Origin of the sequence: Nocardioides panzhihuensis (assembly GCF_013408335.1) — a bacterium.
GTDB lineage: Bacteria > Actinomycetota > Actinomycetes > Propionibacteriales > Nocardioidaceae > Nocardioides > Nocardioides panzhihuensis.
Genome location: NZ_JACBZR010000001.1, coordinates 1,997,240 through 2,023,331, shown reverse-complemented (window position 1 = coordinate 2,023,331; position 26,092 = coordinate 1,997,240). Strand labels below are relative to the sequence as shown.

The following is a 26,092-nucleotide window of genomic DNA, read 5'->3' as shown; positions in this document are numbered from 1 at the left end:
GCCGATTCAGGGAGCGGGCGTCTCCTCGAGTCCCACCTCGAGCTTCGGGAACGAGTGGCCCGCGGCGTCCTTGAGCACCGTGTACTGGACGTCGACGTGCGGCTCGATGGCGCTGTGCTTGTCGTTGGGGGCGCCGATGATGAGCTGGAACCCCAGACCCCGCCAGGCGCCGATGGCACGGCCGGTGAAGCGGGCGTCGGCCTTGATCAGCGCCTCGTCGAGGAAGACCGGTGCGTAGCGCGGTCGCTCGGCGCCGGCGTCACCGAGCTGGTAGCGCAGCGCGGCGCCGACGATGAAGGCGACCAGCTCCTGCGACTCGCCACCGGACTTCTCGCCGATGTGGTCGTAGAGGGCCACGTGCTCACCGGTGTCGGCGGTGACCTTCTCGGCGCTGACGTGGACGTGATTGCGTACGTCGATCAGGTCGGCGAAGTCAGGGGCCGTGCGGCGCATCCGGTCGATGAGCCGCGTCATTCGGGTGTAGGCCTGCTCCCGGGTCTCGTTGGTCGAGGCCTTCTCGATGAGGTCGCGCACCGAGCGCAGCTCCTTGCGGAATCGCCCGCGCACCGCCGACTGGCCCTCCTGGGTGTCGATGCGGAGCCGGTGGGCGTCGTCGTTGAACGGGAGCCCGGCGAGGATCTGGTTGATCGGGTCGATCCGGTCGCGGATCTCGCGCACCGCGCGTGACAGGGTCGAGTCGAGGTTCGTCAGGTCGTTGCCCGACAGCTTGAGCAGGGAGTCGCGCCACTCGACCTCGAGCTCGTGCAGACCGCTGGTCTGCAGCTCGTCGAGGAGGCGGTCGAAGTCGGCGTAGGAGTCGTCCGGGTCGGTGTGGAGGTTCGGGTTGGGCCAGCGCTCGAGGAAGGCCTCGAAGGTCTGCCGGAGCTGGACGCGGGCGGTCCCGATCGCCTCCTGTGCACCGGCCCGGTCTGCGGCGAGGCTCTCGCTCGCCCGGGCGAAGACCGCGTCGAGCTCGGCGAGCGCGTCCTCGCGGCGGCCGGCTCCCTCGCCACCGGAGGCCTTGAAGAGCTGCTCGAGATAGTCGGCCTGGGCGGGGGCGACGTCGGTGCCCGAGGCCGCAGCGTCCTCCAGCGCGTCCTTTGCACGGTCGACCTGCTCGACCACGTCGCTCCAGCGCTCGTCGAGGGTCTGGAAGGCGCTCTTGGCCGCGCCGATGCCCTCGCGCAGCGAGTCGACCTTGGCCCGCGCGCTCTTCAGACGCTCCTGGAGCGTGGCGATCTCCGGGTTCTCGGCGGTGACCTCGGCGATCACCGATGCCCACCGGTCCCGCTCGTCCTCGGCACCAGCCACGTCGACCTGGTCCCAGGTCAGTGCGGAGACCGCCTTGAAGGACGTACGCCGCAGGTCGAGCTGCTTGATGGCCCGCTCGGTCTCCACGACCACGACCTTCGCGGTCTCCGCGTCCTTGCGAGCAGTCTCGAGGCGCTCGGTGAGCTCGGCGACGCGACGGGTGTTGGTGAAGCCGAGGACGTTGCCGGCACCGTGGCCGCCGTGCGCGCCACGGGTCCCCTGCGAGACCTGACCGGTGACCGTGAGCGCCATCCGGTGCTGGGCGAGCAGCGCGGGAGTCTGCACGCAGACGTAGCCGTGGCGTTCCCTCAGGCGCTGCTTGAGCCAGCCGGTGAACACGCCACGGCGGTAGTCCAGACGCCCCGGCAGGGTGCCCTCGTCCAGAGGGTGCACACCGTCCTTCAACCCGGTGGGGACGGCCTCGTAGCGGATCCGTGTCCGTTGCCGCACCGAGTCGATCGCGGCTCGGAAGGCGCCCACGTGGGCCGCGTCGACGAGCATCGTGGTGGCGAACCCGCCCAGCGCCAGGTTGAACGCCTCGCGCCAGGCCTCGTGCTCGGTGCGCACCTCGATCAGCTCGCCGACGAACGGCATCTCCGCCGGGCTGAGCCCGGCCGCCTCGGCCAGCACCGCACGAGCGGCGCGCAGCGGCTCGGGGATGTTGTTCTTCGTCTTCTCGGCATCGGCGAGCTCATCCTCGAGCCGGCCGACCAGGTCGGCGGCGGCGGTCTCGGCTGAGCGCGCCGCGGCGTACGCGTTGAGGGCGGTCGTGCGGGCGTCGTCATCGACCAGGGCCGCCTGCGCGGCGGCCTGGAGGCTCTCGAACTCGGCGGGCGTGGTCGCCACGGCGCCGAGGACGGCGAGCTCCCCGTCCAGTGCCTCGCGGGCGCGGCGTACGTTGTCCGCGCGGGTCTCGGCGGCCCTGATCTCGCGGGTGGCCTCCTCCAGACGCCGGCCGCCGGAGGCGGCGACAGTGACCATGAGGCCGTCGCGCTCGGACTCGGCGGCCTCGACCAGAGCCTGCTTCTCGGCCACCGCCTTCTCCGCCGCACTCCTGCGGGCGCTGAGATCGGCCTCCAGCTCGCTGAGCAGGTCGACTCGCTTGCCGGCCCGCCACAGGCCCGCCGGGGTGGTCTCGTCGGCGAAGTCGCCGATCCCGTCGATGACCTCCAGCCTGGCGGCGGCGTCATCGATGGTTGCCCGGTGCTCCCGGATCGGCGTCAGCGCACGCACCTGCTGCTGCGCGGTGACCATCCGGTCGCGGGTCGCGGCGAGCTCGTCGAAGTGGGCCACGACGCCGTCGGCGGTGGCGAGGGTAGCGGGCTCCTCGAGCACCATCTTCTTGTAGAGATCGTCGACCGTGGTGATCTGCTGCCCGGCCTGGATCCGGCCGAGCAGGTTGACCGCCTTCTCGCCGTCGCCGGCCGCGCCGATCCCGAGCGCCGAGTGGATCCGCGCGGTGAAGTCGCGGTCGGTGTCGATCGGGGTCAGCCCGACCTCGGAGACCGAGGCGCGCGTGAACCGGTGGGCCGCGACCGGCTCCAGATCGCGAACGTCGAAGTCTGCATCGGCCACCGCCCGGAGCTTGGTCACGTCGTCGAGGTTCTTGGCGGACGCCGGGACGTACCAGGACCGGACCGCGGTGAAGCGGGAGCCGGTCTGGTCCACCCAGGTCATCGCGATCGCCGACCAGGTGTCGCGGCCGTCGCCGCGCAGCACCCGGATCTTGGTGCCCTCGGCGGTCTTCGCCTCGTCGATCTTGCCGCGCGCGTAGGAGAGGATGTTGCGCTGGTCCTGACCCCGCGGACGGCCCACCACGCCGCCGTTGGAGGCGCCGTTGAACGGCGTCGTGTGCGGCATGATCAACGCGATGTAGGCGTCCATCAGCGTCGACTTGCCCGATCCGGAACCCCCGGTGAGCAGCGTCGCTGTCGGCGAGAACCGCACCCGGTGGGCGCCGTCGTAGCCGCCCCAGTTGACCAGCTGCAGCTCGCTCGCGATCCACTGCCGTCCGGTCGAGCGCGCCGGGATGAGGCCGAAGAGGCTGTCGATCATGTTCACTGCTCGGTCTCCTCGCCGGACTCGGCTTCGTCGTTCTCGCTGGTCGAGCCGCCGGAGCCGCCAGGCGCAGGCGTGTCGAGACCAACACGGTCCCTCAGCCACTCCTTGAGCTCGGCCAGCTTCTCGACGCTCAGCACGATCTCGACCAGAGGTGTGATCCGGAACCGGTCCTCGGACTCCTCCTCGATCAGCCCCTCCCGGGCGAGCCGGTCGACCGCCCGGCGGATTTCGCGGCGCGCGGAGGCGTCGCCGCTGGCGACGTCGAAGTAGGTGAGCACGGTCTGCTCCAGCTCGTCGGCGTCGACGCGCGCGGATCTCTCGCCCGCGCCGCGCTCGCGCTGGAAGACGGTGCGCAGATGGACGAGCACGAGCGTCTCGGCCCGCGAGTAGGAGTCGTCCTTGAGGAGCACCGGCACGTCCAGCTCCTCCGAGCGCACCTGCCGCTTGTAGGCGATCCCGCGGTCGTGGTCGACGACGAGCCGGACGAACAGGTCGTGGAGGCGCGACTCGATCACCGCCTGGTGGTCGAGCAACGTACGCCACTGGCGCGGGTTCCGCTCCGCCGTGACGAACCGGCGGCGCAGCAGCTGGACCAGCACCCGGCGTACGTCGGCGTCGAGGACGCCGTGGTCGCCGACGAAGAGCTCGGTCGGGTCGTCCTCCATCGAGACGGGCTCGATGAAGCCTTCCGGCTCGCTGCCGTAGGCCACGGACGTTCCTGCCTCGGTCTCGGTCTGGGTCTCACTCATCGTCGCCATCCTCTTCGCCAGCCCGTTCGTCAACTGTCGCCACCGGCGGGCTGAGCCTCACCCCACCGAAGGCGAACCTGCGGCGCACCCCGTCCGCCCGGACGGCCTCGATGGTGGAGATCTCCCCCGTCTCGCTCATCCCGCGGCGGTGGGCGACCTCGAGCAGCCCGAGCAGGTCGACCGGGCGCCGGATCTCCTCCGGCGCGGCCGCGAAGACCTCGGCCAGATCGATCGCCTCCTCGCCCGCACCGGCCGCGACGTAGGCGTCCAGGTGGGCCTCGATCGCCCGGTAGCCCGGACCGCCCCATGCCCTGGTGTCCTCGACCGCGCTCTCCACGTCACCCCAGTCGGCCAGCGGCGCCGGCGGCTCGGGCGGACGCAGCTCGCTGACCGACTGGCGCAGGTGGCCCAGGTCGGCGACCGGGAGCCGGCGCAGCGGCTCGACCGCCTCGGCGGTCCGCGAGGACGGCATCCACGCCTGGAACCCGACCATCACATCGCGCAGCAGGTCGTCGACCTGCCGGTCGCGGGCCGGGTCGTGCGTACGCACCTGGGTGGTGATCACGTGCGAGGCGGTCTGCTGCGCGGCCAGGACCTCCGCGACACCCGTCTCGATCCGGCGCCCGACAGCGGCCAGCTCGGCCCGCTCGGGCGGACCCATCTGTCTGGTGAACCGATGTCGCAGCACCGTGCGCAGGTTGGTGGCGAGGCCGTCGAGGCGGCGCGGGTCACCGATCATCCGCAGCGCACCCGCAAACGCCTTGCCCTCCGGCGTGGAGGCCATCACGTCCTTACCGCGCTGAAGATACTCGCGCAGGACCTCGCCTGCCGGACGTACGTCCTGGCGCAGGTCGGTCACCACGTCGCGCTGCATCGCCCGGATCGACTCGACCACCCGCGCGAAGTCGGCCGGGAGCTCGCGGGTCAGGTGGAGGATGTTCTCGGCCTGCTCCAGCAGGGTGTCGTCGTCGACCGTGTCGACCACACCGGTGCGGTCCAGGCGGGCGATCTCGGCGCGCCGCTCGGCGATCTCCTCGCTCAGCCGGGCGACCCGGGTCAGCACATCGGGGTCAGCATCCTGGGCCAGCCGCTCGACCGCCTCCAGGAGGGTCCGGACCCGCGACTCGGAGACCCGTGCCCGCGAACCGCTCGCCCGTCCGGCGACCTCCAGAGCACCCACCGCGTGGGCCGAGAGCCGGTAGACCTCGTCCTCGCCCTCGATCTGGCGCAGCAGCCAACCGGAGCGCACCCACTGACGGCACAGCTCGCGCGCCGTGCCGACCGGGAGCATCACCTCGCCGCTCTCACCTTCGGCGCTCTTCCCATCAGCGAGGGCAGCGGCGCGGAGCCGGTCCAGCATGTCGCCGATCTCGGCGTGCGCGTCCACCACCGGCACCGCCGCCCGATCGGAGGTGAAGGTCACCGAGAGCACCGCCACCACGAACGGAGCGAACCGACCGTGCAGGAGGTCGAGCATCGGGTTCTTGAAGGCGGCCAGTGCCCCGGCGTACGCCGCCTCGACGCGAGTCTCACTCATCGGCAGATACCGTACGCGGCACCGCCGACAACGCCACAACGCCCACGCTCGGGAGCATCTGGATCCCTCCTGGCGCGCGACACCTTCGGCGCGTGCGCGTCCAGGGCTGAGTATTCGGTTGCCACCTGCCGCATAGTTGTCCCATGCGGGTTCGTTCCTTCTCTGTCTTCGTGGCCACGATGGCCCTGATCGCCCTCTCCGGCTGCGCCGGCGCCCCGGAGACCCCGGACTCGGCGAAGGGCGGGTCGTCTGCCGCCTCGCCGTCGGCGAAGCCGCTGACCGCCGACATCGCCCCCGCCGACGGAGCCAAGGACGTGCCGGTCGACAGCACCGTCACCGTCACCGCGACCTCGGGCGAGTTCACGAGCGTGAAGGTGGCCAGGCCCGACGGAAGCACCGTGCCCGGCTCGCTCTCGACGGACAAGACGAAGTGGACCGCCAACGACCTGCTCGACCCGGCACTGCGCTACACCGTGACCGCCACCGGTGAGACCGGCACCGTCACCAGCAGCTTCACCACCCGCTCGCTCTCTCTGGCCCAGCAGACCTTCGCCACCATCGTCCCTGTCGACGGCACCAAGGTCGGCGTCGGGATGCCGGTCGCGGTCTACTTCGACCTCCCGGTCAAGGACCACGCCTCCTTCGAGAAGCGCATGCACGTCACCTCCACCCCGACCCAGGCCGGCTCCTGGCACTGGGTCTCCGACACCGAGGCCCGCTACCGCCCGCAGAAGTACTGGACCCCTGGCACCACGATCAAGGTCGACCTCGACATCAACGGCGCCTCCGCCGGAGCCGGCGTCTACGGCCAGCACAGCCGCACCGCCACCTACAAGGTCGGTGACGCGCACGTCTTCAAGGTCAACGCGCGCACCCACCAGATGAAGGTCTTCAGCAACGGCAAGCTGCTGCGTACGATCCCGATCACCACCGGCAAGCCCGGCTTCACCACCCGCTCAGGGATCAAGGTCATCTCCGAGAAGCACCGCGTCAAGGAGATGCGCTCGGAGACGATCGGCATCTCCGACCAGAGCTCGAGCGACTACTACTCCCTCGACAACGTCGAGTACGCCATGCGGATCTCCAACTCAGGCGAGTTCATCCACGCCGCGCCGTGGTCGACCGGCTCCCAGGGCTACGCCAACGTCTCCCACGGCTGCACCGGCCTCTCCACCGCCAACGCCGCCTGGCTCTACGGCCTGGCCCGGGTCGGCGACATCGTCGACACCGTCGGCACCGACCGGCGGATGGAGTGGGACAACGGCTTCGGCGACTGGAACCTGTCCTGGGCCGAATATCAGAAGGGCTCAGCGCTGCGCTGATCGCGCCATGGCACGTATCGGTCGGCGCCTCAGGCCAGGAGCGTCGCGAAGCGGCCGGCGATGTCTGCCGGGTCCAGGGCGAGGGCGTTGGGAGCAACAGTCACCTCGGTGACCACGCGGCCCGGTTCCTCGGCCGCCTTCCACGGCAGACTGAATGCCAGCGAATCCGCGGTCACCGTCTCCAGAAGACGGCGGTTGACCGCCTCAGGGTCGCCAACGGCGTAGAGGAGGAAGGTGTTGATGTGCGGCACCTGCGGCTGGACAGTGACGTACGCCGGCAGCGCGGCGGCCATCTGCCGGCCCCACTCCACACACTCCGCGAGACGAGGCAGGCGGTCACGGAGGCCCACCAGCGCGGACACAGCCTCGGCCGTTGACCGGTAGAGCGTGCCGCCCATCCGGTGGCGCCACAGCCGCGCCTGAGCGACGAAGTCCTCATCGCCGAGCAGCGCCGCGCCGGCTAGGCCGCCGAGGCCCTTATAGAAGCTGACGTAGACCGAGTCCGCGACACCGGCTATCTCGGCCAACGGCCTGTCGAACCACTGCTGCGACTCCCAGATCCGGGCCCCGTCGACGTGGAAAGCGATACCGCGCTGACGGCAGGCATCGGAAAGCTCGGTCAGGTCCTCGAAGCTCGGCAGCAGGCAGCCCGCGTCGCGCAGCGGCAGCTCGACCAGACATGCGGCCAGCGGTCCGGGAATCGCGTCCAGGTGTGCCTTCGTTGCGATCTCGCGCCCCGTGGTGATGTGCTCGACCTGCAGGTCCTGGAGGATCCGCGGACCGTCATCCTCATGACGGAGCAGGTGCGAGAGGTCAGGAATCGCGACCCGACGATTGCCCGCTGCGTCGGCGTGGATCCGCAGCGCGACCTGCTGGGCCATCGTCCCTGAGGGAAAGTACGCCGCCGGCTTCCCCAACAGCTCACCGACCTCAGCCTCGAGCCGTGCCACCGCACCCCGTTCGGCGTACTGGTCCCACTCCTCGATGCCCAGATCGCGGCATGCCGCGGCGAGACCGTCGAAGAGCTCCGCCGGACTCGGGAAGGCCGGGAAGACCCTGACGCGGCACCCGACCATGGCCGCTCGGAGCTGCTGTTCCAGGCTCGCCTCGGGTTCGCTCACGCCGCACACGGTAGCGACCTTCTGCGTTCACGAGCATCCCGTTATCCACCGACCAGCCCTCGCTTGCAGCCGAGCATCATCTGCCGGTGGTTCCAGATGAGCACCGGGCGCAGCGCGATCGAAGCCAGCCCGAGCAGACCGCGTACGACGACCTCCTGCTCGAACACCATCCGGCTCCCGCCTGGGGCCGGTGTCAGCGTCCACCGCGCGAAGCCGTCCAGGTCGCCGCCGAGCCCGACCTCCAGCGTCGGCAGGTCGCGGCTGACCGCGTGCAGCACGATCTCCAGGTCGTAGGGCAGCCTCGAGCGGCACACCAGCAGCGCGTCGTCCTCCCCCAGCTTCGCCACCGCCCGCACCTGCGGCCACCACTGCGGATACCGCTCCACGTCGACCAGCACATCCCGCACCGCCTCCGCCGGCGTCGGCAACTCCCAGGTCTCGGCGAAGGTGTAATGGGCCGTCATGGTCACAAGTCTGCCAACGCGGCCCGAAGTCGGTTAGAGCTTGGCCCCCGCGACCGCAGTGCGCGACTGCAGTCTGGTGGAAACGCCGAGACCGACAAGAGCAACCGCCCCGAGCACCATCGCCGCCGGCGTGATGTATCCAGGGACGACGGGGATCTCGACGCTCGTGCCGTCGGTTAGCTCGCAATTGAAACCGGGCGGGACGACATCGAGGTCGTACCCCACGACCTGGATGGCGCGCGCTTCGTCGAGATGATCGCGGCACGGAGGAGGCGGCGACGAGCTCGTGCCTCCGTCCGCCGCGTCCAGCCAGGCTCCGGCGACATGGAGAAGACCCCAGGCGTACGTGCCCAACGCAAGTCCGCCTGCCAGGAGACCGAGCGCCCGCAATGCTGCGCCCGGCACCTTCCAAGTCTCTGGCGTAGCAACATCCACCGCGCCCCGCAGAATCATCACGACGATGGCGAGCAGGCCGACCAGGGCCAGGAGCAGGATCACGGGGATTATCCACACGAGCCCGGACGATAGCCCCGCATGGCAGGTGGCGCAGCGACAATTGCCAGCACGACCTCCGGAGATGCGGTCGCCGGCGGTCAGCCCAGAACCTTCGTCACGGCCTCACGGCCTTGCTGCGGCGAGAGCGCACGGAGAGCGGCCTCGGCTGCTTCGTCGCACGACCCGGTGGTCACGGAGCCGATCCGCGCGCCGACGGCAGGGACGGCCGCGGAAGCCATCGACAGCGAGGTGATGCCGAGGCCGACGAGCACCGGCGCGAGCAGCGGGTCGGCGGCGGCCTCGCCGCAGATCCCGACGGGCTTGCCGGCCGTACGCCCCGCCTCGGCGGTGATCGCGATGAGCTGCAGCACTGCCGGCTGCCAGGGGTCGGTGAGGTGGGCCAGGTCGGTGGCCAGCCGGTCGGCGGCCATGGCGTACTGGGTCAGGTCGTTGGTGCCGATGGAGAGGAAGTCGACGACCTCCAGCATCCGATGGGCCATCAGGGCGGCTGCCGGCACCTCGACCATGACGCCCGGCTTGAGGCCGCGGGCACGGACCAGAGCGGCGAAGTCGGCTGCCTCCTGGACGGTGGCGACCATCGGCGCCATCACCCAGGTGTCCGCGCCGGTGCGCTCCGCGGCGATCGCGATGGCATCCAGCTGGCGCTCCAGGAGCCCCGGGTTGTCGGCGGCGAGCCGCAGACCGCGCACGCCCAGGGCCGGGTTCTCCTCGCCCTCGTGGGTCGCGAAGGCGATCGGCTTGTCCGAGCCCGCGTCCAGGGTGCGTGCGACGACGTGGCCGCGGCCCGCGAAGGGTGCGAGCACCTCGGCGTAGACGTCGGCCTGCTCGGCCACGGTCGGCTCCTCGCGCCGGTCGAGGAAGCAGAGCTCGGTGCGGAAGAGGCCCACGCCCTCGACCTGACCGGCGGAGGCGTCGCGTGCCGAGGAGCCGTCGGCGACGTTGGCGAGGAGCGCCACGGGGTGGCCGTCGGCGGTGCGCCCGGGGCCGGTCCACACCGCGACCGCCTGGCGCCGGGCGAGGTCTGCCTCAGCGCGGACAGCTGCGTCCGGGCCGGGCTCCAGCTCCACGATGCCGGCCTGCCCGTCGACGAGCACCGGGGTGCCTGCGGCGATGCCGGTTGCTCCGGCGACGCCGACCAAGCACGGGATGCCGAGCTGGCGGGCGATGATCGCGGTGTGGCTGGTGGGACCACCTCGCTCGGTGACCAGCGCGACCACGTGGGCCGGGTCGAGCGCGGCGGTGTCGGAGGGCGCCAGATCGACGGCGACCAGCACGCACGGGCCCTCCGGAAGGTCCACCCCGGGCTCGGGTTCTCCGGCGAGGTGCGCGAGCACTCGTCGCTCGATGTCGCGTAGGTCGGTGACGCGCTCGGCCATCAGACCGCCCATACCGCTGAACAGGGTGACGAACTGCTCCACCGCGGCACCGATGGAGGCGACCAGACCCTCCCCCGCGCGCAGATGCTTCTCCACGGCGACCCTCAGCCCCTTGTCACGTGCCAGGCCGGCGCTCGCGCTCAGGACGGAGGCGGCTGCCCCGGAGGCGGTCTCCGCCCGGCGTGCGTAGCCGTCGGCGACGTCGGTGGCGGCTGCCTCGTAGGCCGCGAGGGCGTCCTCGGGCTGGTCGAAGCCGCGCCGTTCGAAGGCCGCCAGCGCGGCGGGGTCGACCTCGGTCCGCACCACATGGACGGGCGCCAGCACGATGCCCGGGACCACCGGAGTGCCAGCGAGGACAGATGAGTGAGACGTGACCATAGCCACAAATATCCGCCCTGAACCCTTGACTAGTCAACACATTCGGGCATAGAACAACATATGTGGGCGCATTGAAGCCCGAAACCCACTCGAAACCACATCGATAGAAGGAGGCCGCGATGTACGCCGAAGAGCGACAGATCGCGACGGCCCGTCTCGTCGCCGAGCGCGGGCGGATATCCGTGGCCGACATCGCCGAGCGCTTCGAGGTCACCACAGAGACCGTGCGCCGAGACCTCTCCACGCTGGAGCGACGCGGTCTGGTCCGCCGGGTGCACGGCGGCGCGGTGCCCGTGGAGACCATGGCCGTGCTCGAGTCCGCTCTCGGCGAGCGCGAGCAGACCTACCCCGCGCAGAAGGACCGCATCGCCCAGGCCGCCCTCACGCTCCTCCCCACCGCCGGCGGCACCATCGCGATCGACGCAGGCACGACGACCAGCAGGTTCGCCCACGCCCTTCCGCGCGACCATCAGCTCACCGTGGTGACCCACGCGGTCCCCGTCGCCGCCATGCTGGCCGGCAGCGCGCAGATCGAGCTCCACCTGCTGCCCGGTCGCGTCCGGCCGGCCACCCAGGCGGCCGTCGGCGCCGAGACCGTGGACGCCCTGAGCCGCCTGCGGGTCGACGTCAGCTTCGTGGCCACCAACGGGCTGACGCTGGCCCACGGCCTCTCCACCCCCGACCACGAGGAGGCCGCGACCAAGCGCGCGCTGGTCGACGCCGCCCGCCGGGTCGTGTGCCTCACCGACTCCAGCAAGATCGGCGTCGAGACCACGTTGCGCTTCGCCACGCTGGGCAAGGTCGACGTGCTCGTCACCGACAGCGACATCGACGACGACGTCGCCACCGAGCTCCGGGAGAGCGGTCTGGAGGTGCTGATCGCATGATCGTCACCCTGACCGCCAACCCGAGCATCGACCACACCGTGATGCTCACCAGCCCGCTGCGCCGCGGCGAGGTGCTGCGGGCCCGCAGCACCACCTCCCAGCCCGGGGGCAAGGGCGTGAACATCTCCGGAGCCGCGTACGCCGCGGGGGTTCCCACCCGTGCCGTGTTCCCCTGCCCCGACCTCGACCCGATGATCACCGAGCTGCGCGCCACCGGCCTCGACGTGGTCGCGGTCGGACCGGCCGGCCAGCCACGGATCAACACCACCGTGACCGAGCCCGACGGCACCACCACCAAGCTCAACGGTCCCGGCGCCACCGCGACGCCGGCGCTGCTCGATGCGCTCGCCGCCCGGCTCGTCCAGGAGGCCGAGCACGCCGGCTGGGTCGTTCTCGCCGGATCGCTGCCGCCCGGCGCGCCGGCAGGCTGGTACGCCGAGGTCGTGAGCGCGCTGCGCTCCACCGGCGCTCGCATCGCCGTCGACACGAGCGAGGCGCCCCTCGAGGCGCTCGCCGCCCGCCTCCCCGCCGGCGCACCGGACCTGCTCAAGCCCAACGCCGAGGAGCTGGCCTCCATCACCGGGACCGACGCGGCCACCCTCGACGACCCGGCCGCCGCGGCCTCGGCAGCCCGGACCCTGGTCGACCGCGGGGTCGCGGCCGTGCTCGCGACGCTGGGCGCGAACGGTGCCGTGCTCGTCTCCGCTGAAGGCACGTGGCACGCCACCCCGCCCCCCACCGCTGTCGTCAGCACGGTCGGGGCCGGGGACAGCTCGTTGTTCGGCTATCTCCTCGCCGACCTGCGCGGACTCTCCGCCCCTGAGCGTCTCGGGCTCGCCGTCGCGTACGGCAGTGCAGCCGCCGGCCTCCCCGGCACCACCCTCCCCACCCCACCCCAGGTCCGCGCGGATCTCGTGTCCGTACGCGACCTCGACCCCATCACCGGAGGACTCTGATGTCCGCACTCATCACCCCCGAGCTCGCGACCCTCGACGCCGACCTCGGCCCCGACAAGCACGACGTCATCCGCGCCCTGGCGCAGCGCGTGGCGGACTCCGGCCGTGCCACCGACCTGGACGCGCTCATCGCCGACGCGCTGGCCCGCGAAGAGGTCTCCGCCACCGGGCTCCCCGGCGGCCTGGCGATCCCCCACTGCCGTACGTCCGGTGTCGACGAGCCCGTGGTGGCGTTCGCCCGGCTCTCACCCCCGGTCGACTTCGGCGGCAAGGACGGGCCGGCCGATCTCGCCTTCCTGATCGGGGCACCCGCGGGCGGGGACGCCACCCACCTGACCATCCTGACCAAGCTGGCCCGTGCGCTTACCCGCCCTGAGTTCGGCCGGATGCTGCGCGAGACCGACTCGGCCGCAGAGGCCGCCCAGACCATCCTGGACGCGGTCGGCGACGGAGAGACCGGAGCTCAGAGCCCAGCGCCGGCAACGACGCCGGCCCCCACGAAGAAGCGCTCCCTGGTCGCGGTGACCGCCTGCCCGACCGGCATCGCGCACACCTACATGGCGGCCGAGGCGCTCCAGGCCGCGGCCGCGCGAGCCGGGGTCGAGATCGCGGTCGAGACCCAGGGTTCGGCCGGCGCGACGCCCCTGCCGGCCGAGACGATCGCCGAGGCCGACGCCGCCATCTTCGCCGTCGACGTCGGCGTCCGCGACCGAAGCCGGTTCGCCGGAAAGCCGCTGGTCTCCTCCGGGGTCAAGCGTCCGATCGACGACGCCGACGCGATGATCGCCGAGGCGCTCGCTGCCGCCGCGGACCCGCACGCCGCGCGCGTCGAGTCCGACCGGGGCGACTCCTCCGAGACCGCCACCGCAACCTCGGAGAGCTGGGGCGCCCGGACCCGCCGGATCCTGATGACCGGGGTCTCCTACATGATCCCGTTCGTCGCCGCCGGCGGTCTGCTGATCGCGCTGAGCTTCCTGCTCGGCGGCTACGACATCACCGACGTCTACGGCGCGGTCATGGTCGACAACACGCTGACCAACCTCCCCGACGTACAGGCTCTCGGCCTCGAGCACGCTCTGTTCGACAGCGCCCTCGCCGTCTACCTGGGCGCACTGCTCTTCGTGATCGGCAAGACCGCGTTCATGCTGTTCATCCCGGCGTTGGCGGGCTACATCGCGTACGCCATCGCCGACCGTCCCGGCATCGCCCCGGGTTTCATCATGGGCGCGCTGGCCGTCAACCTGTTCGGCGTGGTCAACGCCGACGGCGTCGCGGCACCCGCGACGGGCTTCCTCGGGGCGATCGCCGGCGGAGTGCTGGCCGGCGTGATCGCGCACTGGGTCAGCCGCTGGCGGGTGCCGAGCTGGGCGCGGGGCCTGATGCCCGTGCTGGTGATCCCGCTGGTGACCTCGATCCTTGCCGGTCTGGTGATGATCGTGGTGCTCGGAAAGCCGATCAACTGGCTTATGGAGCGGCTCACCGACGGCCTCGCTGCCCTCGACGGCACCAGTGCCGTCGCCCTCGGCGCGGTGCTCGGCCTGATGATGGCCTTCGACATGGGCGGTCCGCTCAACAAGGTCGCCTACAGCTTCGCCGCCGCCGGAGTCGGTGCCGCCTCGCTGGCCGCCGACTCCCCCGAGCTGCGGATCATGGCCGCGGTCATGCTCGCCGGGATGGTCCCGCCGATCGCGCTGGCGCTGGCCACCGTCGTACGTCCGCAGCTGTTCACCAACGCAGAGCACGAGAACGGCAAGGCCGGCTGGCTGCTCGGCGCCTCGTTCATCACCGAGGGAGCCATCCCGTTCGCCGCAGGCGATCCGATGCGTGTCATCCCGGCGATCATGCTCGGCAGCGCGGTGACCGGCGGCCTCTCCCAGCTCTTCGAGGTCGGCGTCCGCGCACCTCACGGCGGCATCTTCGTGCTCTTCGCCGTCACCAACATCCTCGGCTACCTGATCGCACTGGCCGCCGGCATGATCGTCGGCGCAGCCGCCGTGATCGCCCTCAAGTCCATCGGTCGCGCTCCGGTTCCTGCCGGCGCGGCCAGCTGAACCAGCCATACGTCTCGAACCCATCAAACGAAGGAGCATCATGCCCACTCAGACCGTCACCGTCGGCTCCGCCGTCGGCCTGCACGCCCGTCCCGCAGCGATCATCTCCGAGAAGGTCGAAGAGCTCGGAGCCGAGATCACTCTCGCCGTTCCTGGCGGCGAGCCGGTCGACGCCGCCTCGTCCCTGCTGATCATGACCCTCGGTGCCGCCAACGGCGACAAGGTCGAGGTCACCGGCGAGGACCAGGCCGCGGTCGATGCCGTCGCAGCGCTCGTCGCGCAGGATCTCGACGCCTGAGCGGGAGGCTTTCCGGCCCACGGCACCCATATCGACGACCGGCCTCGTCCGAGGCGTAGCGGTAGTACCTTTGTTCGTATGGTGAAGGCCACCGAGGTAGGAGAGTTCAGGTTCGGCGGTGAGGGCCGGGGAAGAATCGGCGGGAGCCGAGGTCGGGCACGGCCGACTACCACTCAGGTGTCCCGGGCGATCGTGAAGCCGGCCTTGGCGAGCGTGGACCTGAGGACCCTCGGTTCGACCGGCTCGTCGGCGGTGACGCGGGCGCTCGACACGGCTCCCGGGTTCAGATCGACCTCGACGCCCTGGACTCCGTCCAGGTCACCGAGAGCGCTCGTCACGGTCTCGACGCAGCGGTTGCAGGTGTCGTACGTCCGGGGTCGCAGTGACACGCATCCGGCTTCCGGCGCCCGACCGAGCGGCGCTCAGTCGCCGTCTCCGGCGCCGTCGATCCCGCCCCCACCACCTTCGGGACCGAGCGGAATCTCCTCGGCCTGGTAGGCGACCGTCTCCTCCAGCGGCACCGAGGGCGGGAGCTTGCTGAAGTCTTCCGGGGGCTGCTTCGTCATCTCTCGAGTATCGCCCCATGTCGGCACTTCGTGGGCCGGAAACCGGTGTCAGATGAAACGGACCGCGACCCCGGACTGTTGCCGGGGTCGCGGCACCCGACGACTCATCGTGGTGTCACTTTTCCCTGCCACGCGGCTAGAAGTAGTCACCCAGACTGCTTCATCGAGTGGACCGCCGGTAACCATCCACGCTCCCATTGATGCGTCGAAGCCCTGTCGAAGTTGAGTCGGCCCGCGTTAGCATGTTCTCGAAGGGGAGTACCTCCATCGCCACGTGTCGTCATCACGGCTTGCCGCCCGGCCCGCGGAGCACCCGCTGAGGAAGACCTTCGTCGGACCATCCGATGGAGGCTCAGAGATGACGACCACCCTGTGGGATCGATCGGTTATGGGCGCGTCGTCGCCCCAACCGCTCACCGATGCCGATACGAACGGCACCGAACCGACCAGACCCGAGCACGCTCACCTGCTGGCATCAGCAGAATCACAGGCCATCACGATGGGCGAGCTCTTCGCCTGGGTCGGCCTCGCGGTCTGGGGCGGCGCACTGGTCGCGTTCATGATCTGCGACCTGGCCCGGACCTATCGGCACCATCACGAGGTCTCGAGCACATCAGGCGCAGGCGAACCAGGCGTCACCGCGACGCCTGAGGACGGCCGTCGCGATCGATTCGAGCTGGACTGAGGTCGTCCGACTGTCGTATCCGGTCGCGCTCGTTCGTGGAACAGTAGAGAGCGGACACCCGGTCCGCCCTGCCCTCGAGGAGTCGACATGGCGAACTACATCATCTACTTCAACGCCCAGTGGTGCGGCGACCACACCGAAGAGTGGTTCCAGAGCAGAGTGGAGCCGTCCAGCGCCGTCAGCCGCGAGATGATGGACGCCGGCGTCTGGGTGTTCGGCGGTGGCCTCGCAGACGACCACACCGTCCACAGCGCCGATGCCACCAGCGGAACCACCGTGGTCACCGACGGCCCCTACGTCGAGACCAAGGAGCACCTCGGCGGCTTCGTCGTCGTCGACGTACCCGACGTCGAGACCGCCAAGTACTGGGCCGGCCGGCTCGCGGAGGGCTGCGGTTGGCCACAAGAGGTCCGCGGACCAGTCCTCTGAGATAGACCCACTCCACGTCCAGGAGGCGATCACCTGACCACGGCTCGCCGAACCCGATCGCACAACGTGCCCAGGCATCACTGCTAGCGATCGTTAAAACCGCGGGAAGTGGATGACGATGCGCGTCTGAACGCGGTCGGGCTGCTGCCACGGACCCGCTTGAATGCCGCGCTGAACCCGAACGAGTCGGCGTATCCGACCGTCTTGGCGATCTGTGCGACGCCCAGGTCCGTACTCACCAGAAGATCGGATGCCTCGTCGAGGCGATGCTCGGTGACGTACGTCAAGGGTGGACGGCCGACGACCTCGCGGAATCGGCGGGCGAACAGCGCCCGCGACACGCCGGCCTCGGCCGCCATTCGAGCCACCGTCCATCGCTCGGTCGGTCGGCGATGGACCGCATCGAGGGCTGGTCCGACTACGGGGTCTGCCAGCCCGCGGTACCACGCCGGTGCCTCGGCGCCAACTCGTTCGAACCAGGTACGCAGAGTGCACACCAGGGCCCAGTCGAGCATCCGGTCCATGAGCGCCTGCGATCCAGGTTGATGGTTCGCAGCGTCACAGGCCACCGATTCCATCCAGTCGCAGACGCCGGGCTCCTCCTGGACGATCAGCACTGTCGGAAGTGTGTCGAGGACCCTGTTCGATCGATGGCCCACCGTTCGGTATACGCCGACCACGAGGGTCGTCGCGTCCGCGTGGGGTGAAGGCGCGACGTAGTGGTCCTCGTCCTCGCACAGGAAGCAGGCGACCTCGTAGCTCGTCGCGGGGTCATCCGCAACGTCGGCACGGTCGGCGAGCAAGAACGGAGCAGGACCGCGTACGAGCGCGGTCTCCCCCGGCCTCACCCTCCGGTTATCTCCGTCGGCGAGGTGAAGCACGCCGCCGCCACGCAGCACCGTGACCATCGTCAGTACCGCCTCGTCCACAAAACGGATGGACCACGGCGTGCTCAGCACGGCCGAGGTCACGACGGAGCCTTCAGCACGGATGCCTGACAGGAGCGAGCTCAGTGGATCCATACCTAAAGTGTAGACGAACCCCTATCGATCAGAGCCTTCAACCCATGGATCGTCTACACGCAGCGCGCTGTACTCATCTCATGACATACACACGAACGCTCGTCGTCCTCTCGCATCACCGACCCGACTCACGAACCGCGCACGTCGCCGACCTGGTCGCCGAACGACTCCGTGCGGCCGAGCATGAGATCGATGTCCTCGACCTGCGCGCAGAGGGGTTCGACCCCAGGATGACGGTCGAGGACGAGCCCGACTGGAACAATCGGGACAAGGCGTACTCGATGCAAGTGCAGCGGCACATGGAACGAGTCCTCGCCGCCGACCTGCTGGTCGTGGTCTTCCCGATCTACTGGCAGAGCACGCCGGCGCTCCTCAAAGGGTGGATCGACCGCGTGTGGAACTACGGGTTCGCCTACGGTCGCAGCGCTCCGCGGTTGGCAGGGAAGCGCATTCTGTGGCTCGGGCTCGCCGGTGCTACCGCCGAGGACCCGATCGTCGCGCCCATGGTCGACCTTCTGGAGGCTCAACTGAGCGAGGGCATCGCCTACTACTGTGGGTTCGCGAAGTCTGCCGTCGCGGTGCTTCCGGATGCGGAGGACCAGCCTCAGTCGGTCGACGACCGGGGGAACCTCATCGTCGGAGAAGCACCAACTGGAGAGGAACTCGCCACCCAGCGCCACACCTTTGACCGCCGGGTATTGACCGCGGTCGACGAGTTCGCCACATGAGGACGGCTGCGTACGGCGTCGCCGCAGGCACGAATTCCGCACCCTCGGAGCGATAGCGAACGGCTCCGTCGCCCGGCAACGTGGTGAACCTTGCAGACAGACGCAAAAAACGCCCCTGACCTGCGATGCAGGTCAGGGGCGAATCTGTCGGGCTGACAGGATTTGAACCTGCGGCCCCTTGACCCCCAGTCAAGTGCGCTACCAAGCTGCGCCACAGCCCGAAACTGCGAGCGGATCTCTCCGTTCGAAGCGCTCCGAACATTACCGCACGGCGCCGGGCGGCCTCCAATCGGTACCCCTACGGCGGGTCGTCGGCGGAGGCCAGGGCTTCGGCGGCCTCGTCGATGATGGCGCGCATGGCTTCCTCGGCCCCTGCGGGGTCGCCGTTGCGGATGGAGAGCGCCACCTTCTCGTGCAGCTCGATGGCGGTCGGGTTCGGTGTGTCCGGCATCAGGTGGTGGTGCGTACGGCCGGCGAGGAGCTCGGCGACGAGGTCGCCGAAGGCGGCGAGCATCTCGTTGCCGCAGGCGTTGAGGAGCACCCGGTGGAAGGTGGTGTCGGCGTCCAGGTAGGCCTCCAGGTCGCCGGCTGAGGCGTGCACGACCATGTCCACCACTGCTTGGGCGAGGGCGCCGTGATGCTCCGGCTCGGCACGCTCGGCAGCGAGGCGGGCAGCGATCGGCTCGAACCCGCGACGCAGCTCGGAGAGCGACAGCAGCTGCTCGCGGCGGCCCTCGCCGTCGAGGCGCCACCGGATGACGAGCGGGTCGAAGAGATTCCACTCCTGTCGGGGCAGGACCGTGATGCCGACTCGTCGCCGGGTCGTGACCATCCCCATCGCCTGGAGCACGCGCACGGCCTCCCGGGCGATCGGGCGCGAGACGTCGTACGTCGCCTGGATCCCTTCCAGGGTGAGGACCGCCCCCGTCGGGAGCTCACCGGAGACGATGTCGCGTCCGAGGGCGTCCCGGACGCTCTGATGCAGCCGCCGTACGGCACCACCGCTGGAAGTCGTCACGGCGGCATCGTCCCATATTCCCCGATCGCCACAATCAGAGTCCTTTTTCCGTGACCGGTCTTGCAAACGGATGCCTTTTCGTGCACGCTGTGACGCGTGACACAGCACCCCCTCCTCGTCGTCATGGGCGTCTCCGGCTCCGGCAAGTCCACCGTCGGCGCTGCCATCGCCCAGCGACTCCAGGTCGCCTTCGCCGACGCCGACGACTTCCACCCGCCGGAGAACATCGCGAAGATGGCCTCCGGGCGCCCGCTCGACGATGACGACCGACGTCCCTGGCTGGAGACGCTCGGCGACTGGTTGGCCGAACATGAGCCGACCGGCGCCGTGCTGAGCTGCTCAGCGCTCAAGCGCAGCTACCGCGACCTGCTCCACAGCCGCACCCACGGGCTCCAGCTCCTCCACCTCAGCGGTACCCCGGAAGTCATCGAGGCGCGCCTCGCCGGCCGCGCGGGCCACTTCATGCCGGCGTCCCTGCTGCGATCGCAGTTCACCGCCCTCGAACCCCTCGCCTCCGACGAGCCGGGCACGACCATCGACGTCGACCAGGACATCGACGCGATCGTGGACCACTACCTCGCCAGCACCATGGCGCGCAGCCTCCTGACCTGATCAGCGGGTTTCAACAGGGGCGTCGCCGGCAGGCGACGCCCCTGTGCATTGGCCCATCCGGCGAACTCGCTGTGCGATAGCGCGCGTCCCTAGACCCCACATACATCCGGCCAGAGCGGTCCCAGAAGCCACTCAGGTCCCATCCGTCACTGAAACTGTCGGTGGTCTCCGACAGAATCAACCCTGACCGAAGGAACACCCCCAACCCAGGAGCTCACCGTGTCGGATTCATCTTCCCCATCCGCCACCGACGAGACCACCGCTCCGGCGACAGCTGCCAGCGAGGCGTCCGTGGACTCGCCCGTCAAACTCGACCCGATCTCCCGCAAGGGCACCCCTGCTCACCGCACCAAGTCCCGGCGCGAGGGTGCCGGGCGCCGCCAGGGCATGCCGGTGCAGGCGATCAGTCTCTCCGTGCCAGCGTCCCTGGCTGCGCAGTGGAAGAACTACAGCCAGGAGGTCCCGCGCTCGCTCGTCGACGTGATGCTCGACGCCGTCGCGGCGACGCGCCCCCGGCTCCCGGTCCTCCTGCGGGCCCACCAGGCGGCGCTGCGCGAGAAGACCAGGCCCGTCTCCGACGGCACCTTCATGCGCAACGTCCCGAAGCCGAAACGGCTCGAGGATCCGTACGTCACGATGCCCCTGCGCCTGCTGGCGACCAACGTCGACGTGCTCGATGCCATGGTCCACGAGATGGCCGCGGAGTCCCGCTCGCAGCTGGTCGTGGTGGCGCTGACGGCGTGGCTCGCCGACCGACGGGCCGAGGAGCAGGTCTATGAGGAGCAGCTCGAGCTCGAGGTGCCCGAGGACCCGTTCGACCGTCCTTGAGCAGACGACCGGGACGGGCACGCGCCCGTCCCGGCCGTCTCACCGGTTCCGCGGTCCGGTCAGAGGACCTTGGTTCCGTACATCTCCCCCAGCGGGTCGGCGAGGAGCTCGAGCCGCTCGCCGTCGGGGCCCTTGAAGTAGATCGACGACTTCGACTCGATCAGGTAGTCGACCCCGGCGTCGTCCAGCTTCGCGCGCAGGTAGTCCCACTTCTCAGTGGTCACCGAGATCGCGATGTGGTGCAGCCCGCCGAGCACCTCCGCGTACTCCCCCAGGTCCAGCCCGGGGAGGGTGAAGAAGGCCAGCAGGTTGCCCGCGCCGACGTCGAAGAAGAAGTGGTCGGAGCCGGCGTAGTCGCGGTTCTCGAAGATCTCGGTCAGCGGGAACTCCAGGAGCCCCTGGTAGAACTCGATCGACCTGCGTACGTCCGAGGCGAGCAGCGCGGTGTGATGGATCCCGCGCGCGGTGCTGGCGGGGCGGCGTGCCTCCTCGCGGAGGTACTCCTTCTTGATCCGCTCACGGTCCTTCGTGATGAAGTCCATGTCGATGCTCATCGCTCTCCTCATGCCGGTGCCGGAGCCCGACCTGCCCAACGTGGTCGGCGCCCAAGGGGCCTGAACAGAGTCTAGTTTCTGCATCAACTGTTTTCGTAGCCGGCGACGACCTGCGCCGACGGGCGGTGATGGTGAAGACACCCATTACGACTCGGTAAGGTAGCCCTCATGGATGAGGTCAAGTGGCTCAGCAACGACGAGCAGGTCGCGTGGCGTGCCTGGCTGGCCGTCAACGCACAGCTCACCGCACGGATGAACCGCGACCTCCAGGCCAACAACGGCCTCTCCCTCGCCGACTACGACGTCCTGGTCAACCTGACCGACGTCCCCGACCGCTCGCTGCGGATGTTCGAGCTCGGTGACAAGCTCCAGTGGGAGAAGAGCCGGCTCTCGCGCCAGGTGATGCGGATGGCCGCGCGCGGACTCGTCGAGCGTCGTGAGTGCCTGGATGACCGGCGCGGAGCCTATGTCGATCTCACCCCTGCCGGGCTCGAGGCCATCAAGGCCGCCGCCCCCGAGCACGTGAAGCTGATCCGCCAGATCATGTTCGACGCGTTCACGCCCGAGGAGGTCGCGTCCCTGACCAAGCTCTACCAGGGTGTTCTCGAGCGGCTCGAGGCCAAGCCGGCCGAGGCCGCCGCGGACGGCTCCGCGGCCTAGGACGTACGTCAGGCCCGCAGGTCACCGGTGGTGACCTGCGGGCCTGTTTCGTTCGGCTAGCGCTTGATCCCGAACGCGGAGACCACCTTCTGGGTCACCGCGTTGCCGGCGTCGTCACGGGCGGTGGCCCGCAGCGACACCAGATCGGCGCCACGTGAGGGGATCCGCAGGCGCGTCTCCCAACGGTCACCGTCCTTGCTCAGCTTCGCCGCTGTCCAGGACTTGCCGCCGTCGTAGCTGACCTCCAGCGCCGCCCCGGTCACCGAGCCCGCGCGCAGCGCGCCTGGCACCGTGTAGGGCATCACGGCGAGCGGAACCTGGGCACCGGCACGGACCGTGCCGTCCAGCGCGGTCTCCACGTCGTAGTCGAGCTGAAGGAGCGGCAGCGCCGTGCCCTGCTCACCGGACGGGACGGGATCGGCCTGGTCGGCGACGAAGGTCCAGGACGTACGGGTGCTGGTCGAGTAGCGGTGGGTGTCGTCTGCCGCATCGGTGTCGATCTCGAACCGGTACGTCTGCGGGCCGTCGACCTCGGGGACGGCCGTCTGGACCGCGTGGCTGACGCTCTCCCGCACCAGGGTGTCGCCCTGGAAGAGACGGGAGGTCACCGGGGTCTCGCCCCACGGGAACCCGCCGGTGATGCCGGCCGTGCCACTGGCATCGGGCACGTTGACCGCGAACCAGTCGCCGCTGTGTCGCGGACCCCAGTAGCCGTCGCCCGTACGGGGCGCGACCACAGGAGCGAACCAGCTGCGCACCGTGGCGCTGCGCGGCTCGTACGCCTGGCGTACGCCTCGCTGCTCCCAGCCGCTCTCGTGGGTCACGTTCTCGTACCAGGTGACCCCGGCATAGGTCGAGACGTAGTCGGTCCGCTCCGCCGCCGTCGGCTGCAGCGCGCGGACGCTGAGGCACGGCGGCCACTGGTAGTCGCGGCAGTCGGCGCGGTCCTCGACGGCGAGGCGCTCCTCGGTGTCGGTGAAACGGCTCTCCACGGTGGCGAGCTGCTTCGTGGTCGGAGCGAGCGCGAGCTCGGCCGGGATCTGGCCGGGCCAGCTCTTGGAGACGTCGTAGAGGTAGCTCGGGAACTCGACGGCCTCGCCTTCCAGGGTCAGTGCGCCCTTCGCGGCCGCCGCCAGCAGCTTCGCGCCCTGGTCAGACCGCACCGAGACGACCGGTACGTCGTCCTGGGTGACGACCTCGACCAGCGGGCCCGGACGGTCGTTGACGACCACGAGCAGTGCCGCGCCGGCCGCCTGTGCGGCCGCCTCGCGCTCCGCGGCGGTGACCGCGTCTTCCCTGGTCACGAGGACCGCCCGGCCCTTGGCGTCGACGCCCGCATAGTCGGCGGACGTGCCCTTCCCAGCCGCTACCGCGCGCAGCGAGACCCGGCCGTCGAGCCTGGCCGAGCCGAGCTGGTAGACCGGGTCGAACCCGGTCGGCCGCGGGCTCCGTGCGGTCACGTCGAGTGCCGGCTCGGTGGCCCGCCAGCGTACGGCGAAGTCGAACTCCGCGCTGTCGACGGGGCCGGTGGCCTCGGCGTAGATCGAGTCGATGTCGACCGGGACCGCATAGGTGGCGCCGAAGGTCGCGTAGAGCCCGCCGATGCCGGAGTCGTTGAAGAACTGGAACCGGCGGTAGGCGACGTCGCTGTCCTTGGGCGTCTTCAGGGTGAGCTCGTCGGCCCCGCGGGCGTCGAGCACGAGGGACTGGTCCTCGTCGGTGACCACCACCTGCGGGTCACCGACCAGCGCCACACCGGTCGAGCCGGGTCCGGCGGAGCCGGCGACGTCGAGGAACGCCGTGGCCGAGTAGGTGCCGGGCTGCAGGCGCTGGGTCGCGACCTTGCCGGTGGCCGGGTCGATCGGCAGCGTGCTGACGAACTGGTCGCCGTAGCGGTAGAAGTCGACGTAACCGGAGGCGGGCTCGCCGGAACGGTCGAGCGCCATGATGTCGAGGCCGTAGCGCTCCTCCTCCTTGACCAGTGCCGTCGCGGTGCGCACGGTGACCTCGCCGGAGGCGTCGGTGGCGACCACGGCGCCGCTGTACTTGCCCGCGCGCGGGGCGTCGTCGGCGTCGGCCGAGATGGTGACCTCGGCGCTGCCGCCGGCCGGGACCACGACCTCGTCGGCGGAGAGCGAGACGAGGTCGCTCGCCTTGCCGTCCGGGCCGATGACGTCGGTGCTCAGCGCGAGCGTGACGTCGGCATCGGTGGAGTTGGTGTAGGTCACGGTGCCGCTCGCGGGCTCGTCACCGTCGTGCGGCCAGCCGTAGAAGCCGAGGAATCCGTCGCCCGAGCCCTCCACGCCGTCGAGCGCGGCGGGCACGTCGAGACGGCCGGTGCCGACCTCGTACGCCGGTGCGTCGATGTCGGCCGCGGAGGAGACCAGGGCGTTCTTGAGCTGCTCGCCGGACAAAGCCGGGTTGGCGCCCTTGAGGATCGCAGCGGCTCCCGCGACATGCGGGGTGGCCATCGAGGTGCCGTTCATCGAGGTGTAGGAGCCTTCGCCGCCGGACTGCGCGGAGCGGGCAGCGACGATACCGACGCCCGGCGCGGTCAAGTCTGGCTTGATCGCGTGGTCGCCGACCCGCGGGCCGTAGCTGGAGAAGTCGGCACGTACGTCGCCGTCGTCGACCGCGCCGACCGTGAGCGCGGCGTCAGCGGTGCCGGGGCTACCGAGCGAGCCCTCGGCGTAGCTGTTGCCTGCTGCGACGACGAAGAGCGCACCCGTCTCCTTGCTCAGCGCGTCGAGCGCCTGCGCCATCGGGTCGGTGCCGTCGTTGAGGCTGGAGTCGCCGAGGCTCATGGAGACGATGTCGGCGTTCGCCGCGCCCCACTCCATGCCGGCGATGATCCAGGAGTCCTGGCCGTAGCCGCCGTTGTCGAGGACCTTGCCGACCAGCAGGTCGGCACCGGGGGCGACGCCCTTATAGGCGCCGTCGCTGGCAGAGCCGGTGCCGAGGACGGTGGAGGCGACGTGGGTGCCGTGACCGTGGACGTCGTCGGTGGCCTCCTCCCCCGGGACGAACGACTGCGCCTCGTCGACCTGGTCGGCCACGTCGGGGTGGCTGGCGTCGATACCGGTGTCGAGGACCGCGACCCTCGCGCCCTTGCCGTCGAAGCCCGCGGCCCATGCCTCGGGCGCGCCGATCTGGGCGGTGCTGCGGTCCAGCGTGGTCTCGGCCTTGCCGTCGAGCCAGATCTTCTCGATGCCGGCGCCGAGCTTCCCGGCGGGACCGGCAGCACGCGAAGACGTCCCGCCGTCGGTGGCCACGGCTGCCCAGAACGCGGGCGCCTTCTTCTTGCTCACCGCGACGGCGTCGGCGTCGATGCTCGGCAGGTCGAGCGTACGCTCGGTGCCCGGCAGCTTCGCCGCCTTGGCGCGGGCTGATGCCTGCTCCAGGATCAGCGGGGTGGCGTCGACGCTCTCGTCGTCGTAGCGCATCTCGAGGAGCGCGGTGACGTCGAACAGCCGACGATCGAGCGTGCCCGCGGCCAGGTAGGGCTTGGCCGAGACGGGGATCGCGTAGAGATGATCGCCGACCTGCTGGGTCTCGATGGCGTCCGCAGCGGGGTCGAACCCAACGGTCAGGACGCCATCGTCGGTCGCGGTCACGTCGATGACGTCGCCGGTCACGAGGGTGATCGTGGTTCGGCCGTCGTCGAGGGCGGGCGTACGGGGTGCCGTGCCGGCCGTGGTGCGGCCGGCGTCGGTCTTGGGGGCCTCAGGCGAGGGTTCGGTGCCTGGGGTCGCATGCGCGCTGGTGGCCATCGTCGCCGCCAGGGCGGTCGCCGCAGCAGCTGCTGCGACGGCCCTGGTGGCGGCCGACAGGCCGGTTCTGGTTGGGGGTCTCATGGAGATGGACCCTGTCAATGAGGCGCGACAGGCGACAAGAGCGAAGTCGTGGCGGTTTTACGGCATGGCGAGACTCCGACAGCACCCGGCTGCCCGGGATCTGTCGCAG

24 protein-coding genes and 1 tRNA gene are annotated in these 26,092 nt (G+C 70.2%); 11 read left to right on the top strand and 14 right to left on the bottom strand.

The annotated features are described in order from the left end of the window. Positions 1–6: 6 nt before the first annotated feature. From BJ988_RS09535 to BJ988_RS09525, 3 genes are read right to left on the bottom strand one after another with little or no spacing between them, the layout of a single operon-like run. Positions 7–3,366, bottom strand: a complete 3,360-nt coding sequence (locus BJ988_RS09535; protein ID WP_218861399.1) for an ATP-binding protein — start codon at positions 3,364–3,366, stop codon at positions 7–9. Positions 3,367–3,368: 2 nt separating this feature from the next. Further along, complete coding sequence (locus tag BJ988_RS09530; RefSeq protein ID WP_246321450.1) at positions 3,369–4,121, bottom strand: DUF4194 domain-containing protein; 753 nt, start codon at positions 4,119–4,121, stop codon at positions 3,369–3,371. Then, positions 4,114–5,658 carry a DUF3375 domain-containing protein gene (locus tag BJ988_RS09525; RefSeq protein WP_179657772.1) on the bottom strand — a complete coding sequence of 515 codons (1,545 nt, stop codon included), beginning with the start codon at positions 5,656–5,658 and terminating at the stop codon, positions 4,114–4,116. Before BJ988_RS09525 ends, BJ988_RS09530 begins: the two co-directional genes overlap by 8 nt. 143 nt (positions 5,659–5,801) lie before the next feature. On the opposite strand from BJ988_RS09525, the gene BJ988_RS09520 reads away from it, so the two are divergent. Next, positions 5,802–6,980, top strand: a complete 1,179-nt coding sequence (locus tag BJ988_RS09520; protein ID WP_179657771.1) for a L,D-transpeptidase — start codon at positions 5,802–5,804, stop codon at positions 6,978–6,980. 29 nt (positions 6,981–7,009) lie between these two features. Here the strand turns inward: BJ988_RS09520 and BJ988_RS09515 are convergent, their stop codons facing one another. From BJ988_RS09515 to ptsP, 4 genes are all read right to left on the bottom strand, one after another. Further along, entirely contained in the window at positions 7,010–8,101 is a 1,092-nt protein-coding gene (locus BJ988_RS09515) for a beta-eliminating lyase-related protein (protein ID WP_179657770.1), read from the bottom strand. A gap of 41 nt (positions 8,102–8,142) precedes the next feature. Beyond that, the gene (locus tag BJ988_RS09510) at positions 8,143–8,565 is read right to left on the bottom strand and encodes an SRPBCC family protein (protein ID WP_179657769.1); all 423 of its coding nucleotides are present in this window, start codon (positions 8,563–8,565) and stop codon (positions 8,143–8,145) included. Positions 8,566–8,598: 33 nt separating this feature from the next. Further along, positions 8,599–9,063: a hypothetical protein gene (locus BJ988_RS09505; RefSeq protein WP_218860704.1), complete on the bottom strand. Its 465-nt coding sequence runs from the start codon at positions 9,061–9,063 to the stop codon at positions 8,599–8,601. Between the two features lie 95 nt (positions 9,064–9,158). Next, on the bottom strand, positions 9,159–10,835 hold the full coding sequence (gene ptsP, locus BJ988_RS09500; RefSeq protein ID WP_179657768.1) for a phosphoenolpyruvate--protein phosphotransferase: 1,677 nt from the start codon (positions 10,833–10,835) through the stop codon (positions 9,159–9,161). Positions 10,836–10,954: 119 nt separating this feature from the next. On the opposite strand from ptsP, the gene BJ988_RS09495 reads away from it, so the two are divergent. The 4 genes from BJ988_RS09495 to BJ988_RS09480 are packed head-to-tail and all read left to right on the top strand — an operon-like array spanning position 10,955 to position 15,027. Next, positions 10,955–11,722, top strand: a complete 768-nt coding sequence (locus BJ988_RS09495) for a DeoR/GlpR family DNA-binding transcription regulator (RefSeq protein WP_179657767.1) — start codon at positions 10,955–10,957, stop codon at positions 11,720–11,722. After that, positions 11,719–12,678, top strand: a complete 960-nt coding sequence (locus BJ988_RS09490) for a 1-phosphofructokinase family hexose kinase (protein ID WP_179657766.1) — start codon at positions 11,719–11,721, stop codon at positions 12,676–12,678. The genes BJ988_RS09495 and BJ988_RS09490 overlap by 4 nt, the downstream gene beginning before the upstream one ends. Continuing rightward, on the top strand, positions 12,675–14,729 hold the full coding sequence (locus BJ988_RS09485; RefSeq protein WP_218861398.1) for a PTS fructose transporter subunit IIABC: 2,055 nt from the start codon (positions 12,675–12,677) through the stop codon (positions 14,727–14,729). Before BJ988_RS09490 ends, BJ988_RS09485 begins: the two co-directional genes overlap by 4 nt. A gap of 40 nt (positions 14,730–14,769) precedes the next feature. Next, a complete protein-coding gene (locus BJ988_RS09480; protein ID WP_179657764.1) occupies positions 14,770–15,027 on the top strand; it encodes an HPr family phosphocarrier protein in 258 nt (85 codons plus the stop codon). A 173-nt stretch (positions 15,028–15,200) separates the two neighbouring features. On the opposite strand, the gene BJ988_RS09475 is transcribed toward BJ988_RS09480, so the two are convergent. Together BJ988_RS09475 and BJ988_RS09470 are read right to left on the bottom strand one after the other, a co-directional pair. After that, positions 15,201–15,416 carry a cation transporter gene (locus BJ988_RS09475; protein WP_179657763.1) on the bottom strand — a complete coding sequence of 72 codons (216 nt, stop codon included), beginning with the start codon at positions 15,414–15,416 and terminating at the stop codon, positions 15,201–15,203. A gap of 33 nt (positions 15,417–15,449) precedes the next feature. Then, positions 15,450–15,593: a hypothetical protein gene (locus tag BJ988_RS09470; protein ID WP_179657762.1), complete on the bottom strand. Its 144-nt coding sequence runs from the start codon at positions 15,591–15,593 to the stop codon at positions 15,450–15,452. A gap of 358 nt (positions 15,594–15,951) precedes the next feature. Between BJ988_RS09470 and BJ988_RS09465 the strand changes: the two genes are divergently transcribed. After that, positions 15,952–16,278 (top strand): hypothetical protein, encoded by a 327-nt coding sequence (locus tag BJ988_RS09465; protein ID WP_179657761.1) that lies wholly within the window; start codon positions 15,952–15,954, stop codon positions 16,276–16,278. Positions 16,279–16,365: 87 nt separating this feature from the next. Next, on the top strand, positions 16,366–16,707 hold the full coding sequence (locus BJ988_RS09460; protein ID WP_179657760.1) for a YciI family protein: 342 nt from the start codon (positions 16,366–16,368) through the stop codon (positions 16,705–16,707). Between the two features lie 83 nt (positions 16,708–16,790). Here BJ988_RS09460 and BJ988_RS09455 read toward each other — a convergent pair whose 3' ends face one another. Next, positions 16,791–17,729, bottom strand: a complete 939-nt coding sequence (locus tag BJ988_RS09455) for an AraC family transcriptional regulator (protein WP_179657759.1) — start codon at positions 17,727–17,729, stop codon at positions 16,791–16,793. An 80-nt stretch (positions 17,730–17,809) separates the two neighbouring features. On the opposite strand from BJ988_RS09455, the gene BJ988_RS09450 reads away from it, so the two are divergent. Next, on the top strand, positions 17,810–18,457 hold the full coding sequence (locus BJ988_RS09450) for an NAD(P)H oxidoreductase (protein ID WP_179657758.1): 648 nt from the start codon (positions 17,810–17,812) through the stop codon (positions 18,455–18,457). A gap of 147 nt (positions 18,458–18,604) precedes the next feature. On the opposite strand, the gene BJ988_RS09445 is transcribed toward BJ988_RS09450, so the two are convergent. Then, positions 18,605–18,678: transfer RNA gene (locus BJ988_RS09445), tRNA-Pro, on the bottom strand. A gap of 77 nt (positions 18,679–18,755) precedes the next feature. Beyond that, positions 18,756–19,475, bottom strand: a complete 720-nt coding sequence (locus BJ988_RS09440) for a FadR/GntR family transcriptional regulator (protein ID WP_343051547.1) — start codon at positions 19,473–19,475, stop codon at positions 18,756–18,758. Positions 19,476–19,598: 123 nt separating this feature from the next. On the opposite strand from BJ988_RS09440, the gene BJ988_RS09435 reads away from it, so the two are divergent. Further along, positions 19,599–20,087 carry a gluconokinase gene (locus tag BJ988_RS09435; RefSeq protein WP_179661402.1) on the top strand — a complete coding sequence of 163 codons (489 nt, stop codon included), beginning with the start codon at positions 19,599–19,601 and terminating at the stop codon, positions 20,085–20,087. 219 nt (positions 20,088–20,306) lie between these two features. Beyond that, positions 20,307–20,915, top strand: a complete 609-nt coding sequence (locus BJ988_RS09430; RefSeq protein WP_179657757.1) for a hypothetical protein — start codon at positions 20,307–20,309, stop codon at positions 20,913–20,915. A 59-nt stretch (positions 20,916–20,974) separates the two neighbouring features. Here the strand turns inward: BJ988_RS09430 and BJ988_RS09425 are convergent, their stop codons facing one another. Continuing rightward, the gene (locus tag BJ988_RS09425; protein ID WP_179657756.1) at positions 20,975–21,469 is read right to left on the bottom strand and encodes a VOC family protein; all 495 of its coding nucleotides are present in this window, start codon (positions 21,467–21,469) and stop codon (positions 20,975–20,977) included. A gap of 168 nt (positions 21,470–21,637) precedes the next feature. Between BJ988_RS09425 and BJ988_RS09420 the strand changes: the two genes are divergently transcribed. Continuing rightward, a complete protein-coding gene (locus tag BJ988_RS09420) occupies positions 21,638–22,129 on the top strand; it encodes a MarR family winged helix-turn-helix transcriptional regulator (RefSeq protein ID WP_179657755.1) in 492 nt (163 codons plus the stop codon). 56 nt (positions 22,130–22,185) lie between these two features. On the opposite strand, the gene BJ988_RS09415 is transcribed toward BJ988_RS09420, so the two are convergent. Next, positions 22,186–25,983, bottom strand: coding sequence for a S8 family peptidase (locus BJ988_RS09415; RefSeq protein ID WP_179657754.1), 3,798 nt, complete (start codon positions 25,981–25,983; stop codon positions 22,186–22,188). Positions 25,984–26,092 lie beyond the last annotated feature (109 nt).